Annotated in this window: 11 protein-coding genes; all 11 read right to left on the reverse strand. The window is 63.7% G+C overall.

Annotated elements, in window-relative coordinates:
- Window positions 1-59: 59 nt before the first annotated feature.
- The 11 genes from CQ007_RS04850 to dnaE all read right to left on the reverse strand — a co-directional run bounded on the left by CQ007_RS04850 (window position 60) and on the right by dnaE (window position 16,405).
- Window positions 60-3,137: an error-prone DNA polymerase gene (locus CQ007_RS04850; protein ID WP_105643783.1), complete on the reverse strand. Its 3,078-nt coding sequence runs from the start codon at window positions 3,135-3,137 to the stop codon at window positions 60-62.
- Window positions 3,134-4,546, reverse strand: a complete 1,413-nt coding sequence (locus tag CQ007_RS04855) for a DNA polymerase Y family protein (RefSeq protein WP_105643784.1) — start codon at window positions 4,544-4,546, stop codon at window positions 3,134-3,136. The genes CQ007_RS04850 and CQ007_RS04855 overlap by 4 nt, the downstream gene beginning before the upstream one ends.
- Window position 4,547: 1 nt before the next feature.
- A complete protein-coding gene (imuA, locus tag CQ007_RS04860; protein WP_105643785.1) occupies window positions 4,548-5,168 on the reverse strand; it encodes a translesion DNA synthesis-associated protein ImuA in 621 nt (206 codons plus the stop codon).
- A gap of 372 nt (window positions 5,169-5,540) precedes the next feature.
- On the reverse strand, window positions 5,541-6,233 hold the full coding sequence (gene ispD / locus CQ007_RS04865) for a 2-C-methyl-D-erythritol 4-phosphate cytidylyltransferase (protein WP_105643786.1): 693 nt from the start codon (window positions 6,231-6,233) through the stop codon (window positions 5,541-5,543).
- Window positions 6,226-6,516, reverse strand: coding sequence for a septum formation initiator family protein (locus tag CQ007_RS04870; RefSeq protein WP_105643787.1), 291 nt, complete (start codon window positions 6,514-6,516; stop codon window positions 6,226-6,228). The genes ispD and CQ007_RS04870 overlap by 8 nt, the downstream gene beginning before the upstream one ends.
- A gap of 33 nt (window positions 6,517-6,549) precedes the next feature.
- Window positions 6,550-7,839, reverse strand: a complete 1,290-nt coding sequence (gene eno / locus CQ007_RS04875) for a phosphopyruvate hydratase (RefSeq protein WP_105643826.1) — start codon at window positions 7,837-7,839, stop codon at window positions 6,550-6,552.
- Window positions 7,840-7,898: 59 nt separating this feature from the next.
- Entirely contained in the window at window positions 7,899-8,744 is an 846-nt protein-coding gene (gene kdsA / locus CQ007_RS04880; RefSeq protein ID WP_105643788.1) for a 3-deoxy-8-phosphooctulonate synthase, read from the reverse strand.
- Between the two features lie 9 nt (window positions 8,745-8,753).
- The gene (locus tag CQ007_RS04885; protein WP_105643789.1) at window positions 8,754-10,388 is read right to left on the reverse strand and encodes a CTP synthase; all 1,635 of its coding nucleotides are present in this window, start codon (window positions 10,386-10,388) and stop codon (window positions 8,754-8,756) included.
- Between the two features lie 106 nt (window positions 10,389-10,494).
- The gene (gene tilS / locus CQ007_RS04890) at window positions 10,495-11,820 is read right to left on the reverse strand and encodes a tRNA lysidine(34) synthetase TilS (RefSeq protein ID WP_105643790.1); all 1,326 of its coding nucleotides are present in this window, start codon (window positions 11,818-11,820) and stop codon (window positions 10,495-10,497) included.
- A complete protein-coding gene (gene accA / locus CQ007_RS04895; RefSeq protein ID WP_105643791.1) occupies window positions 11,821-12,777 on the reverse strand; it encodes an acetyl-CoA carboxylase carboxyl transferase subunit alpha in 957 nt (318 codons plus the stop codon). It lies immediately after the preceding gene.
- Window positions 12,778-12,880: 103 nt separating this feature from the next.
- Entirely contained in the window at window positions 12,881-16,405 is a 3,525-nt protein-coding gene (dnaE, locus tag CQ007_RS04900) for a DNA polymerase III subunit alpha (protein ID WP_105643792.1), read from the reverse strand.
- Window positions 16,406-16,760: the final 355 nt, after the last annotated feature.

Here is a 16,760-nt window from a genome sequence, read left to right on the forward strand (position 1 = left end):
TAGCGCAGGCGCGCTGCACCCCGAAACCCGCCCGTAGCTATCTACCAGGGTGTAGAGAATCAATGGAAATCCCGGCTACGGGTATCCAGTCCATCCAGCATCGGTGTCAGGTCTACCAGGCGCTGGGCGATCAGGTGACGCACGCCCTGCTCCGACTCCAACCGCCCGTAGACCTGCAACAGTCGACCCTGCATCACCTCCCGACGCTGGCGCTCGGCCAGGGCGCGCCAGATCACCACATTGACCATGCCGAACTCATCTTCCAGAGTGATGAAGGTCACACCACTGGCGGTACCCGGTCGCTGCCGGCCGGTGACCAGCCCGGCGACCCACAGCTGGCTGCCATGCGCCAGCTGCGCCAACTGCCGTGAACTGCGGCAGCGCCGGGCCGCCAGGGCGCTGCGCAGCAGGCGCAGCGGATGCGGTCCCATGGTGGTGCCCACCAGCGCGTAGTCGGCATGCAGGTCCTGCGCCAGACTCGGCAGCGGCAAGGCCACCGCCGGCTCCGCAGCCAGGGACTGCCCGGCGAACAGCGGCAATGCCTCCTGCACCCCGGCCACCGCCCAACGCGCGCGATGGCGGTTGCCGGCCAGCCCGCGCAGGGCACCGGCATCGGCCAGCAACTCGAGGGCACGCCGGTTCAGGCCAGCACGCACGCTCAGCTCATCGACCTGCACGAACGCCGTGCGCTCGCGGGCGGCCACCAGCCGCCGAGCATCCTCTTCACGGAAACCGCGCAACATGCGCAGGCCAAGCCGGATCGCCAACTGCTGCCCCCTGCCCGGCTCCAGGCTGCAATCCCAGTCGCTGTAGCGCACATCCACCGGAAAAGTCTCGACTCCGTGGCGGCGGGCATCCTGCAACAACTGATCAGGACTGTAGAAACCCATCGGCCAGCTGTTGATCAGGGCACAGGCGAAGGCCGCCGGCTCATGGCATTTCAGCCAGCTGCTGGCATAGGTCAGCAGAGCGAAACTGGCGGCATGGGATTCGGGAAAGCCGTATTCGCCAAAACCCTTGATCTGCTCGAAGATGCGCTCGGCGAACGCCAGATCGTAACCGCGTTCGAGCATGCCACTGGTCAGTTTTGCCCGGTGCGGCTCCAGGCCGCCGCGGCGCTTCCAGGCGGCCATGGAGCGACGCAGCTGATCCGCCTCACCGGCGGTGTAGCCGGCAGCCACGATCGCCAGTTCCATCACCTGTTCCTGGAACAGCGGCACCCCCAGCGTGCGCTTCAGTACCTTTTCCAGTGCCGGAGACGGATAGGTCACTTTCTCTTGCTTGTTACGCCGACGCAGATAAGGGTGCACCATGTCGCCCTGGATCGGCCCGGGCCGGACAATCGCCACCTCCACCACCAGGTCATAGAAATTTTCCGGCTTGAGCCGCGGCAGCATGCTCATTTGCGCCCGCGACTCGATCTGGAACACGCCGATGGTATCGGCACGGCTGATCATCTCGTAGGTCGGCCTGTCATCTGCGGGAATGGTCGCCAGCGTCAGATCGCGATTGCGGTGTTGGCGCAGCAGGTCGAAGCAGCGGCGCAGCGCGGTGAGCATGCCCAGGGAGAGAATATCGACCTTGAGCAGCCCGACCGCATCCAGGTCGTCCTTGTCCCACTGGATGACGGTGCGCCCTTCCATCGCCGCGTTCTCCACCGGCACCAGGGTGTCCAGCGCCTGTTCGGAGATGACGAAACCGCCAGGATGCTGCGACAGGTGCCGGGGAAAGCCGATCAGCTGTCCGCTCAGGGTCAGCACCCGGTGCAACAACGGACTGTGCGGATCGAACCCCGCCTCGCGCAACCGCTGCTCCGTCGGGATACGGTCGCTCCAGCGACCGCAGCAACGGGCCAGGACGTCGACCTGCTCCGGCGGCAACCCCAGCGCCTTGCCGACATCGCGAATCGCGCCAGCGGCGTGATAGCTGCTGACCACCGCGGTCAACGCGGCGCGCTGGCGACCATAGCGGCGGAACACATACTGGACCACTTCCTCGCGCCGTTCATGCTCGAAATCCACATCGATATCCGGCGGCTCGTTACGCTCACGGGACAGGAACCGCTCGAACAGCAGGCTGGAGCGCGCCGGGTCGATCTCGGTGATGCCCAGCGCGAAGCACACCGCCGAGTTGGCCGCCGAGCCACGTCCCTGGCAGAGAATATGCTGGCTGCGAGCGAAGTGGACGATGTCGTGCACCGTGAGAAAATAGCTTTCGTATTCCAGCTCCTCGATCAGCGCCAGCTCCTTGTCGATCTGCCCACGCAGTTCAGCGCCAATACCACCAGGCCAGCGCCAGCGGATACCCTGCTCGGTCAACTGGCGCAGCCAGGTCCTCGGTGTGTGCCCGGCTGGCACCAGCTCGTGGGGATACTGGTACTTCAGCTGCTTCAGCACAAAGTGACAGCGCTCGGCGATACGCAGGCTTTCGGCCAGCAGCCCGGCGGGATAGGTATCGGCCAGCAGTTCACGGCTGCGCAGGTGCCGCTCGCCATTGGCGAACAGCCGATGCCCGGCCTCATCCACCCGGCAATGATGGCGAACCGCGGTGAGGGTGTCCTGCAACGCCCGGCGACCACGGGCATGCATGTGCACATCGCCACAGGCCACCGCCGGAATATCCAGGGTCGCCGCCAGGGCCTGCAATCGGGCCAGTCTGCCGGCATCATCCGGCCCCCGGTGCAGTTCGATGGCCAGCCACAACCGCTGCGGGAAGAGACCCTGCAGCCAGTTGCCTGTTGTGCCGTCGTCCTGCTCCTCGGCCAGCCACAGCGCCAGCAGGCCGGGCAGCTCGCCGGACAGGTCTTCGCGCAGCAGTCGATAACGACCCTTCTCCGCGCGCCGCCGGGCGCGGGTGATCAGCCGGCACAGGTGCTGGTAGCCGGTCAGGTTCTCCACCAGCAGCACCAGCTTCGGGCCGTTCTCCACCCGCATCTCGCTGCCGATGATCAGCGGCAGATGGTGTTGCTGGGCAGCTTGCCAGGCCCTCACTATGCCAGCCAGGCTGCACTCATCGGTGATCGCCAGGGCCCGGTAGCCCAACGCCTTGGCACGGGCGAACAGCTCGTCGGCGCTAGAGGCGCCACGCTGGAAGCTGAAGTTGCTCAGGCAGTGCAACTCGGCATAGTCCGGCTTCATGCGAACCAGCCCTGCAGCATGAAGGGTCCGGAGCCGTCCACCGCCTGCCAGACCCAGGCCAACCGTCCGTCCCGGGTGCGTACCAGGTAATAGTCCCGGCGCAGGTCGCCGGCATCCCACCAACCGGACTCGATGCGCTCCGGCCCGGTGAGCACCTCCGGCAGCAGATCATTCAACGGCTGCGGCTCGGGCAACAGCCAGCCGGGACGGGGCTGGCCGCTGGGTGGTCGCTCGCCACCACCTTGCCGGTCGACCCGCCAACTGCATTCAGGGCGGTGGTCCGCCACCGCGACCAGACCGTATACCGCCTGGTCGCCCAGCCGGGCGCGCAGGCGTTCGCGCAACTGCTCCCAGGGTTGGGATTGCTGGGGCCGCTCGGCGAACAATGGCTGCGGCTGTGGCACAAAGGCTGGCAAGTCACGCGCCTGCAACCGCAGCGCCAGCACCGGCCCGGGCAACTGCAGTTGCTCCAGGCGGCTGCGCGTCACCTCGAACAGCAGTTGGGTATTGCGCTCCGGCGCCAACAGGCCGATCGGCAGCCGGGTATCCTCCAGCTTGCGGTGCTGCAGCGACAGCATGAACTGCTGCACGCCGCAGTCCCGGCCAGCGAGGAATGCGTTCAGGTCGGACAGCAGCCGACGCAGAGGGAACAGCAACGCCTGATGCGAATCGACCTCGAAGTTGAACTCGATCCGCGCCTCGAACTCATCGGCCGGCAGATAGCAATCCAGCGCCTGCGGTTGTACCCCCAGCAACCGGTCCAGATGCAACAGCACCTCGGCGGGAAAGCGCCTGGCCAGCGTATCGCGCGGCAACGCCAGCAACTGCCGCACCTGGCGCAGCCCCATCCGCGCCAGCGCCGCCGCACTATCGGCGGCCAGGCCACAACGACTGATCGGCAGGCGCTCGATGTGGTGCCGCAGGCTGCGTTCGTCCACCATCAGGCCATCATGCACACCGGCCAGCGCCCGTGCCGCCGCGGCATTGGGCGCAACCACGATACGGTGCCGGAACCCCAGCTCGGTCAATTCACTGCGCAGGCGCTGCTCGAAACGTGGCCAGGGACCGAACAACCCCAGGCTGGACTCCACCTCCACCAGCAGCGCTCGGGGATAGTCCAGGCTGACATGGGAACTGAAGCGATAGGCCCAGGCCGCCAGAAAACGCTGCCAGTGCTCGATCTGCTGCTCCTGGTACTCGGCCACCGCAAAACCACTGGCCACCGCCTGCGCGGCAATCAGCGACAACCCCGGTTTCAGCCCCAGCTGCCACGCTGCCGGGTTGGCAGCCTTGATCACCCGGCGCTGCGCTGGCCCGGCAGCCAGCACCAGCGGCTGCGCCTGATCGACACGACCGCGCAACACCCCATCCAGCGCCAGCTGGGTCAGCAGGATACAGGCCCAGCGCATGTCAGGGCCTGTTGCTCTGGAGCGCCACTGCCTGGCCCGGCTGCAACGCCCCCCGACACTTGAGCACCCGCACCTGGCGCGGATGACAATCCAGCGCCAGGCGCAACGCCGCCGGCGACGGGTTGGCCGCCTCGCGCAGCGAGCGACAGGCAAACCCCAGGGTCTGCCCGGTGGCCGCCGCCAGTTGCAGCCGGCGCAGACCGCGATCATCGATACGCTGCGGCCAGCACAGTACCGCTGCGCAACTGCCGGAACGCAGGCACTGCTCAGCCGCCCACAGCGCCTCCCGTTCGGGCGCATCGATCAGCACCATCCAGCGCAGATCGACCCCCGCCGCGAGCCAGGCCGACGGATAGGGAACGAAGGGCGGAGCCACCAGCACCACCCTTTCCCCAGCCCCGGTCAGCCGCGCCAGGGTCGGCCACAACAACTGCAACTCCCCGGCACCGGGCGCCGCCAGCAAAATCTCGCTCAATGCCGCCTCCGGCCAACCGCCACCAGGCAGCAACCGGTCCAGCGCCGGATGACCGGTGGGATGCATGGCCAGCGGCACACTCTCGCCACGGCCCTTCCACACCCGCTGCTGGCGCAACAGGGCATCGATCGAGACCACCGCACTCATGGCTGCGACGCCAGGCACGCTGCAGCACAGCGGCCAGCCGGATGAACAGGGGGAATAGAAAGGAGAAGGATCATGGCATCGCTCAAATACTGTATACACATACAGCATATTGAGTAGCCCATTTATGGTCAATCGGTTGCTGACGATTGGAACATGGTCCCTGGTTCACGTTCAGGCACTGTCTACCTTCAGACCTGCTTCCCAACCCCGTCGTCGCGCAGGCGCGCGACAACCCAACCCCAGCACGTGGCGGTTCGCACGCTGCGCCTGTTGCCTTCCAGCCACCCATCGTGAGAACCCACGCACATCCCGACACCAACGTCCTTGATCCGATCGGCCACCCCGTCAATGCTGTTTGCCGGCCTGACAAACTCAACGCCGGCGCAGAAACTCCAGATCTTCCGGCCGGGTCACCTTGATATTGTCGGCACGTCCTTCCACCAGCCGCGGCGCCTGGCCGGCCCATTCCATGGCCGAGGCTTCATCGGTGATGGTCGCTCCGGCGGCCAGGGCATTGCCCAATGCGTCGCGCAGCGCGCCCAGGCGGAACATTTGTGGGGTGTAGGCCTGCCAGAACAACGAACGATCCGGGGTGGCACTGACCCGACCATCCGGCCCGGCCAGCTTCAGCGTGTCGCGCACCGGCACGGCCAGCAGCCCACCGACTGGATCATCCTGCAGCGTAGCCAGCAGCGTCTGCAGATCGGACTGGGCCAGATTGGGCCGCGCTGCATCATGTACCAGTACCCAGTCCTGCTCATTGGCGCCCTGCGCTATAAGTGCCTGCAGGCCGTTGAGTACCGAGTCGGCCCGCTCCCTGCCACCATCGGCGCGGGTAATACGGGGATCGGCGGCGCAGGCCAGCTGCGGCCACCAGGCATCATCCGCCGACAGGCAGACCACCAGCCCGAGCAGGCCAGGCTGGCCAAGGAAACAGTCGAGGGTATGTTCGATCAGGCAGCGCCCATTCAGGGGCAGGTACTGCTTGGGCCGGTCAGCGCGCATGCGCGAGCCGACGCCGGCAGCGGGAATCACCACCCAGAAAGACGGATTGGTGTCAGTCATCGCCACTCAACTGGAACAGGGTCTCGCCTTCCTTGACCATGCCCAGCTCATGCCGGGCACGCTCCTCGATGGTCTCCAGACCCTGCTTCAGCTCGATGACCTCTGCGGTGAGTACGCGGTTGCGCTCCAGCAGTTTTTCGTTCTCGCCTTGCTGACCGGAGATTTCCTGCTTGAGCTGGGCGACATGCGCCAGACTGCCCTCGCCCACCCACAGACGGTACTGCAGTGCGGCGAGCAGAGTCAGCGATATTACCCAGAGCCATTTCAAGCGGACAATCTCCATAAGGGTGCGGTGAATCGCACCCTGTTGCGACTATCAGCCACGGAACTCGGCACGGCCTTTGTAGGGTGCCTTGCCTGCCAGTTGCTCTTCAATGCGCAGCAGCTGGTTGTACTTGGATACCCGGTCGGAACGGCACAGCGAGCCGGTCTTGATCTGACCTGCGGCAGTCCCCACCGCCAGATCGGCAATGGTGTGGTCTTCGGTTTCACCGCTGCGATGCGAGATCACCGCGGTGTAGCCGGCAGCCTTGGCCATCTGGATGGCTTCCAGGGTTTCGGTCAGCGAACCGATCTGGTTGAACTTGATCAGGATCGAGTTACCGATGGACTTGTCGATGCCTTCCTGGAGGATCTTGGTGTTGGTCACGAACAGGTCGTCACCCACCAGCTGCACCTTGTCACCGATCTTGTCGGTCAGCACTTTCCAACCGTCCCAATCGGACTCGTCCATGCCATCCTCGATCGAGATGATCGGGTAACGCTGGGTCAGACCAGCCAGGTAGTCGGCAAAACCGGCAGCGTCGAACACCTTGCCTTCGCCGGCCAGATCGTACTTGCCATTCTTGTAGAACTCGCTGGAGGCGCAGTCCAGAGCCAGGGTCACGTCATCGCCCAGGGTGTAACCGGCGTTGGCCACAGCCTCGGCAATCGCCGCCAGGGCATCTTCGTTGGAGGCCAGGTTCGGCGCGAAGCCGCCTTCGTCACCGACCGAGGTGCTCAGGCCACGGGCCTGGAGTACCGCCTTGAGGTGATGGAAGATCTCGGCACCCATGCGCAGGGCATCGGCAAAGCTCTTGGCGCCAACCGGCTGCACCATGAACTCCTGGATGTCGACGTTGTTGTCGGCGTGCTCACCACCGTTGATGATGTTCATCATCGGTACCGGCATGCTGTACTGGCCGGGAGTACCGTTCAGGTCGGCGATGTGCGCATACAGTGGCACGCCCTTGGCCTGAGCGGCGGCCTTGGCCGCGGCCAGGGACACGGCGAGGATGGCGTTGGCACCCAGTTTGGCCTTGTTCTCGGTCGCGTCCAGCTCGATCATCGCGCGGTCCAGGCCGGCCTGGTCCAGAGCGTCGCGGCCGACCAGCAGCTCACGGATCGGACCATTGATATTGGCAACGGCCTTCAGCACGCCCTTGCCCAGGTAACGGCTCTTGTCACCGTCGCGCAGTTCCAGCGCTTCGCGCGAACCGGTGGAGGCGCCGGAAGGAGCGCAGGCGCTGCCAAGAATGCCGCCTTCCAGAATCACATCCGCTTCAACGGTCGGGTTACCGCGCGAGTCCAGTACTTCACGACCCTTGATTTCAATGATCTTCGCCATGATTGCTGCTTTCTCCATCTGAAACATGCTTTGTAATGAAAAGGGATCTTGCCTGGCGATCAGGCAGTGTCGAGTTGCGGGAAACCTTTAACCAGTTCATCCAGCGCCTTGAGCTGGGCCAGGAACGGCTCCAACCTGTCCAGGCGCAGGGCGCAGGGACCGTCGCACTTGGCATTGTCCGGGTCCGGGTGCGCTTCCAGGAACAGGCCGGCCAACCCCTGGCTCATGCCGGCCTTGGCCAGGTCGGTGACCTGGGCACGGCGGCCACCGGCGGAATCACTGCGCCCGCCGGGCATCTGCAGCGAGTGGGTCACATCGAAGAACACCGGGTATTCGAACTGCTTCATGATGCCGAAGCCGAGCATGTCCACTACCAGGTTGTTGTAACCGAAGCTGGAACCGCGCTCGCACAGAATCAGCCGGTCATTGCCGGCCTCTTCACACTTGGCCAGGATATGGCGCATTTCCTGGGGAGCCAGGAACTGCGCCTTCTTGATGTTGATCACGGCATCGGTCTGCGCCATGGCCACCACCAGGTCGGTCTGCCTCGACAGGAAGGCCGGCAGTTGGATGATGTCGCAGACCTCGGCCACCGGTGCGGCCTGATGGGGTTCGTGCACGTCGGTGATCAGCGGCACCTTGAAGGTACGCTTGATCTCCTCGAAGATCTTCAACCCCTCTTCCAGGCCGGGGCCGCGGAAGGAGTTGATCGAGGAGCGGTTGGCCTTGTCGAAGCTGGCCTTGAACACGTAGGGGATACCCAGCTTGCTGGTGACCTCGACGTACTCCTCGCACACGCGCATGGCCAGGTCACGGGACTCCAGCACATTCATGCCACCGAACAGGACGAAGGGCCTGTCGTTGGCGATGTCGATGTCAGCGACCCGAACGATCTTCTGTGCCATAACGGTTCCTCAGGCTTTCCTGCCGGCGCGCTGCTGCAGCGCCGCATTGACGAAGCCGCTGAACAGCGGATGGCCGTCACGCGGGGTGGAGGTGAATTCGGGGTGGAACTGGCAGGCCACGAACCAGGGATGATCCGACACCTCGACCATCTCCACCAGTGCACCATCCAGCGAGCGACCGGACACTTTCAGGCCATGCTTCTCCAGTTCGGGCAACAGGTTGTTGTTGACCTCGTAGCGGTGACGGTGACGCTCGACGATCACATCCTGGCCGTAGCACTCGCGGGCCTTGCTGCCTTCCACCAGGGCGCACTCCTGTCCGCCAAGGCGCATGGTGCCGCCCAGGTCGGAACTTTCATCGCGGGTCTGCTTCTCGCCACTGGCGGTCTGCCACTCGGTGATCAGGCCGACCACCGGATGCTCGCTGGTCTTGTCGAACTCGGTGGAGTTGGCATCGCTCCAGCCCAGCACACTGCGGGCGAACTCGATGACAGCCACCTGCATGCCCAGGCAGATGCCCAGGTAGGGAATATTGTGCTCACGGGCATAGCGCACCGCGGCTATCTTGCCTTCCACGCCGCGCAGGCCGAAACCGCCGGGTACCAGAATGGCGTCCACGTCTTCCAGTTGGCCAGTGCCATTCTCCTCGATGGTTTCCGAGTCGATATAGCGCACATTGACCTTGGTACGGCTCTGGATACCGGCATGGCTCAGCGCTTCGATCAGCGACTTGTAGGCATCCAGCAGCTCCATGTACTTGCCGACCATGGCGATGGTGACTTCCTTCTCCGGATGCAGCTTGGCATCCACCACCCGCTCCCATTCGGCCAGATCGGCGCTGCCGCATTCCAGACCGAAGCGCTCGACCACATAATCGTCCAGACCCTGGGCATGCAGGATACCGGGGATGCGGTAGATGGTGTCGGCATCCGGCAGGCTGATCACCGCCCGCTCCTCGACGTTGGTGAACAGCGCGATCTTGCGCCGTGAGGCCAGGTCGATCGGATGATCGGAGCGGCACACCAGCACATCGGGCTGCAGACCGATGGAACGCAGTTCCTTGACCGAGTGCTGGGTCGGCTTGGTCTTGGTTTCACCAGCGGTGGCGATATAGGGCACCAGGGTCAGGTGCATCAGCATGGCGCGCTTGGCACCGACTTCCAGACGCAGCTGACGGATGGCTTCGAGGAAGGGTTGCGACTCGATGTCACCCACGGTACCGCCCACCTCGACCATGGCCACATCGGCATCGCCGGCGCCACGGATGATGCGGGTCTTGATCTCGTCGGTAATGTGCGGGATCACCTGGATGGTGGCGCCCAGGTAATCACCACGGCGCTCCTTGCGCAGCACGTCCTCGTAGACGCGGCCAGTGGTGAAGTTGTTGTTCTGGGTCATGCGGGTGCGGATAAAGCGCTCGTAGTGACCCAGATCCAGATCGGTCTCGGCGCCGTCATGGGTGACGAAGACTTCACCATGCTGGAACGGGCTCATGGTACCCGGATCCACGTTGATGTAGGGATCCAGTTTGAGCATGGTGACCTTGAGGCCACGTGCTTCGAGAATCGCCGCCAGGGATGCCGAGGCGATGCCCTTACCCAAAGAAGATACAACACCACCCGTGACGAAGATGTAGCGCGTCATGAAAAACCCGTAGATTGAAGTTAAGCGACCGCAGCCGCAGGAAATCGAAGGGAGACCAAAGTCTCGTCAAGATGGGAAATCAGGATACCAGACAGCCCGATTCCGCTCAATCTAAAACCGGCTCCCAGACCACACTGAATCCGCTCTGGTCAGAGCCTGCATCCGCCCCTTCCGCATTCCAGCGACCGGCCACGGAAATCAGCCGATCATCGCAGTATAGCAACGGCACAGCAGGACGCAGCCAGGCCGGAATAGCGGCCTGCTGAAACAGGCTTTTCAGGCTCTGATGTGGCCGGCCAGGCAGCTTGATCTGCTCGCCACCACGCCGATAGCCGATGCGCCAGTGGCCCGGACGCTGCGCAATATCGTTGCCGGCGCGCAGGCACAGGCGACCATTGCCCGCCATGAGCCGGGTGTCGACCAGCTGTGGCAACGGCTGCTCGATACCGGCCGGCACACCACCGGCCGGCAACAGCCACAGGCGACCCGACGAGCGGTACAGCTGGGCGTCCGCCAAGGGTACGACCGGCTGACTGTCCGGAGCGGCACCGAGCTGGGCAACCAGGCTGTGCAGGTGGCGCTGGTCCGGCAGGCGAATACCCTGTCCATGCAACCAGTAGCGCAGCAGGTTGTTCTGCCGCGCCGGGCTCAATGCCAGCACTGCCGTCAGTTCCAGGCTGGGCCAGGCGCGCAGCCAGGCATCGGCCGGTGCCCGGGCAGCCAGTTGCAGGTCCTCCCCGGCGCGCTCATCCAGCAATTGATTAGCCTCCGCAGCGTGTTCGGCCAGTCGCAGCAGGCTGTCAGGCATGCTCGGCCAGCGCTGGCGCAGCTGTGGCAGCAGCTCGTGGCGCAACGCGGTACGGGCGTAGCGCGGATCGGCGTTGGCCGGGTCCTCGATCCAGTCCAGCTGCTGCCGACCTGCCCAATCACTCAACTGCTGACGAGTCCAGGGCAGCAATGGGCGTAACAACTGCCCCCGTCCCAGCGCGCGACTGCGCGGCATGCCGGCCAGGCCGCGCAGGCCGGTGCCGCGCAGCAATCGAAATACCAGGGTCTCCAACTGATCATCCCGATGGTGCGCCAGCAACAGGCAGTGCCCTGGCCCGAGCAGCCGCTCGAACACCCCATAGCGCGCATCCCGTGCCAACTCCTCGATATTGCCGCCAGCAGGCAGGCATACCCTTTCCACATGCAGCGGGATATCCCGGGCGGCGCAGGCGCGTACGCAATGCTCGGTCCACTGATCCGCGTCGGGATGCAGGCCGTGATGCACATGAATGGCTTTGAGAGGGGGAAGCGGATGTTGACGGCGCAACTGCGCCATGGCGTCCAGCAGCACCATGGAATCCAGGCCACCGGACAGCCCCAGCCAACAGACCGGGGCATCCATGCAGGGTGCCAGTTGTCCCAGCAGCGCCTGCGGGTTGAACACTTACTGGATACCGAAAGCCATCAGCCGCTCGTAACGGCTATCCAGCAACTCCTCGGTGGACTTGCCGCTCAGCTTGTCCAGCTCGATCAGCAGTTGCTCCTTGAGACGCGCGGCCATTTCCGCCGGCTCCCGGTGCGCGCCGCCCAGCGGTTCGGCAATCAGGTTGTCGACCAGCCCCAGCTCCTGCAGGCGGCCAGCGGTCACCCCCATGGCTTCGGCGGCATCGGAGGCTTTCTCGGCCTTCTTCCACAGGATGGAGGCGCAGCCTTCCGGAGAAATCACCGAGTAGATGGAATACTGCAGCATCATCAGACGATCGCAGACACCAATGGCCAGTGCACCACCGGAGCCACCCTCGCCGATGACCGTGGAGATGATCGGGGTCTTCAGACGCGACATCACCTGCAGGTTCCAGGCGATGGCCTCGCTCTGGCCACGCTCTTCGGCATCGATACCCGGATAGGCGCCGGGGGTATCGATGAAGGTGATGATCGGCATCTGGAAGCGCTCGGCCATCTGCATCAGGCGGCAGGCCTTGCGGTAACCTTCGGGCTTGGGCATGCCGAAGTTGCGGCGTACCTTCTCCTTGACGTCACGGCCCTTCTGGTGACCGATGATCATCACCGGGCGCCCTTCGAGACGGGCGATACCACCGACGATCGCCGCATCGTCAGCAAAATGCCGATCACCATGCAGCTCTTCGAAGTCGGTGAAGATATGACGGATGTAATCCAGCGTATAGGGACGCTGCGGGTGCCGCGACATCTGAGTCACCTGCCAGCTCGACAGGTTGGAGAAAATGCTCTCGGTGAGCGAACGACTCTTGTCCTGCAGACGGGTGATTTCTTCGGTGATGTTCAGCGAATTGTCACTGCCCACCAGACGCAGCTCTTCGATCTTGGCCTGCAAGTCGGCAATCGGCTGTTCAAATTCGAGGTATTTCTGACTCTTGATCATAAGCGTCGATTATCCGCGGCCCCAACCGGGGCGTCCTGTTTTTTGCGTTACCTTACGGGATTGGCATGACTGCGTCGAGCCGCCCATCCCATGAGAATCCGATTTATCTATAGTGCAGGGAGACGCTGCCTTTGCCCAACTGGTCACGCAGCGTCTGCACCAGGTCATCGGCGGGCTCGACCCGCCACGCCTCGCCCAGCCGCAGCATGGCCTGCGCATCCGGACGTTGCAGTTCGATGGTCACCGCACAATTACCCTTGTACTGCCGTAACACTCCAGCCAGCCGGCCCAGGCAATCAGGGCCATGGCGACGGGTATCGAGATTGATGCGCACGCTGTCCAGCAGCGAGGTGCGTGCCTCCTCCAGGCTCATCACCCGCTTGGCACGCACGCGCATACCGCCGGAGAAGTCATCCACCGCGACCTCGCCCTCTACCACCAGCAGGGCATCCTTCTGCAGCAGTGACTGCGCCGCCTGGTAGGCCTCGGCGAACAGCGAGACTTCGACTCGCGCCGAGCGATCATCCAGGGTGACGAAGCCGACCTTGTCACCGCGTTTGCTCTTCATTACCCGCAGATCGAACACCAGGCCGGCGATGGTCTGCGCCTCCCGCGAGGGCTTGAGATCGATGATGCGCTGGCGGGCGAAACGCCGCACTTCCTGTTCGTATTCGTCGATCGGGTGGCCGGTCAGGTACAGGCCCAGGGTATCCTTCTCGCCGCGCAGCCGCTCCCTGAAGGTCCATTCGCGCACATTGCGATAGGCCTCGAAGACATCACGCTCGGTCGCCGGGCCGAGCAGCTCGCCAAACAGGTCATCATGGCCACTGTCGGCGCTGCGATGGGTCTGCTCGGCAGCGGCGATGGCCTCCTCCATGGCAGCCGCCAGGGCCGCGCGATTGCGATCGACCTGTTGCAGGTAGGCCTGCTGCTCGGTATCGAAGAACGGCCCCATGGAATCCAGTGCGCCGGAGCGGATCAACGCTTCCATGACCCGCTTGTTGATGCGCTTGAGGTCGACCCGGGCGCAGAAATCGAACAGGTCGACAAACGGGCCGCCTTCCTGGCGGGTCTGCACTATGGTTTCCACCGGGCCTTCACCGACACCCTTGATCGCACCCAGGCCATAGACCACGCTGCCACTGTCATCGACAGTGAACTTGTATTCGGAGAGGTTTACATCCGGCGCCTTCATCCGCAGCTTCATGCTGCGGCATTCCTCGATCAGCGTCACCACCTTGTCGGTGTTGTGCATATCCGCCGAGAGCACCGCAGCCATGAACGGGGCCGGGTAATGCGCTTTCAGCCAGGCGGTCTGGTAGGACACCAGGCCGTAGGCCGCCGAGTGCGATTTGTTGAAACCGTAACCGGCGAATTTCTCCACCAGGTCGAAGATATTGCCCGCCAGATCGGCGTCAATGTCATTATTCTGGCAGCCTTCGAGGAAGATCTGCCGCTGCTTGGCCATCTCCTCGGGCTTCTTCTTGCCCATCGCCCGGCGCAGCATGTCCGCGCCACCCAGGGTATAGCCGGCCATCACCTGGGCAATCTGCATCACCTGTTCCTGGTACAGGATGATGCCATAGGTGGGCTTGAGCACAGGCTCCAGACCGGGGTACTGGTAGTTGGGGTGCGGGTAGGAAATCTGCTCGCGCCCGTGCTTGCGGTTGATGAAGTCGTCGACCATGCCTGACTGCAGCGGCCCCGGACGGAACAGGGCCACCAGTGCGATCATGTCTTCCAGGCAGTCGGGCTTGAGCTTCTTGATCAGCTCCTTCATGCCGCGGGATTCGAGCTGGAATACCGCCGTGGTCTCGGCCTTCTGCAACATGGCGTAGGTAGGCGGATCGTCCAGCGGAATGCGATCGATGTCCACCGGCTCCAGCCCCTTGCGGGCCTGCTCGCGGTTGATGGTCTCCATCGCCCAGTCAATGATGGTCAGGGTACGCAGGCCGAGGAAGTCGAACTTCACCAGTCCGGCGGATTCGACATCGTCCTTGTCGAACTGGGTCACCAGGCCGCCACCGGCCTCGTCGCAATACAGCGGCGCGAAATCGGTCAGCTTGGTCGGTGCAATCACCACCCCCCCGGCGTGCTTGCCGACGTTGCGGGTGATGCCCTCCAGCTTCAATGCCATGTCCCAGATTTCCTGGGCCTCTTCATCGGCGGCCAGGAAATCGCGCAGGATCTCCTCCTGCTCGAAGGCCTTGGCCAGGGTCATGCCGACCTCGAACGGGATCATCTTCGACAGCTTGTCGGCCAGGCCGTAGGACTTGCCCTGCACCCGCGCCACGTCCCGCACCACCGCCTTGGCCGCCATGGTACCGAAGGTGATGATCTGCGATACGGCGTTGCGGCCATAGGCCTCGGCCACGTAGTCGATGACCCGGTCGCGCCCTTCCATGCAGAAGTCGATGTCGAAGTCGGGCATGGAGACCCGTTCCGGGTTGAGGAAGCGTTCGAACAGCAGGTCGTACTGCAGCGGGTCCAGATCGGTGATCAGCAGCGAGTAGGCGACCAGCGAGCCCGCCCCCGAGCCCCGTCCCGGGCCGACCGGCACGCCATTGCTCTTGGCCCACTTGATGAAGTCCATGACGATCAGGAAGTAGCCGGGAAAACCCATCTGGATGATGATATCCAGCTCGAACTTGAGTCGGTCCAGGTAGACCTGGCGACGCTCCTGGTAGTTCTCCGAGTCGGGCGGCAATATCATCTTGAAGCGCTCTTCCAGTCCCTCCAGGGAGACCTTGCGGAAGTAGTCGTCCATGGTCATGCCGTCGGGCACCGGGAAGTCCGGCAGGAAGTAGGTGCCCAGTTGCACGTCGATACTGCAGCGCTTGGCGATCTCCACGCTGTTTTCCAGCGCCTCGGGGATATCCGAGAACAGCTCGGCCATTTCCTCCGGGGTTTTCAGATACTGTTCTTCGCTGTATTGCCGGACCCGGCGCGGATCGTCCAGAGCCCGGCCTTCGCCGATGCAGACGCGGGTTTCATGGGCTTCATAGTCTTCCCGGTAGATGAAGCGCACATCGTTGGTGGCCACTACCGGGCAGTCGTGCCGCCCAGCTAGCGCGACGGCGGCATGCAGGTATTCTTCATCGTTGGGCCGCTTGGTGCGCTGCAGCTCCAGGTAGAAACGGCCGGGAAACACCTCCATCCAGTGCTGCAGCAGGCGGTCGGCCTGCGCCGGGTCGCTGGACAACAGCGCCTGGCCAATCTCGCCCTCTTTCGCCCCGGACAGGGCGATCACACCGGTACTGGACTCCGCCACCCATTCCCGACGGATGGTCGCCAGGCCATTGCGTTGACCGTGGGTATAACCGCGGGACACCAGTTCGGTGAGATTGCGGTAGCCCTGCTTGTTCATCGCCAGCAGCGTCAGACGGCTGAGCTGGTTTTCGTCTTCTTCGCTGGTCAGCCAGATATCCACCCCGGATATCGGCTTGATGCCGGCGCCCATCGCAGCCCGATAGAACTTGACCAGGCTGCACATGTTGCTCTGGTCGGTCAGCGCCACCGCCGGCATCTGCGCTCCGCCCACCGCCTTGATCAACGGCTTGATCCTGACCAGACCGTCGACCAGGGAATATTCGCTGTGGACACGCAGATGGATGAAGGAAACGCTCATATCTTTCCTGATTCAGGGGCTGGGAAACTAACCGGGTGATTGTAACGGCGGGGGCAGCCTGGGGCCAGTGATGAGAACTGCAGTTTTCCAGAGCCTGCGAGGAACAGGTTGGCCTACAGGGCCGTGCCGACACGCCGTGAACCCATCCCTGGGGGCCAACCTGTTCCGTAGAACTTTATGTTGCTGGTGGTCTTTAAACCCTCAGCCACGCCAATGCTTATAGCTATGCGCCGGGAGCCGCCTGTCTGCGACCGTTTGATGCCAGGGATGGCATCAACTGTATAGACCGGGGACATGGGTTACAGAATGTTCGGAGACATGGGTAACGCTTTGATCCGTCCTTATCGTACTCGCT

The sequence above is a fragment of the Pseudomonas sp. MYb185 genome (assembly GCF_002979975.1).
GTDB lineage: Bacteria > Pseudomonadota > Gammaproteobacteria > Pseudomonadales > Pseudomonadaceae > Halopseudomonas.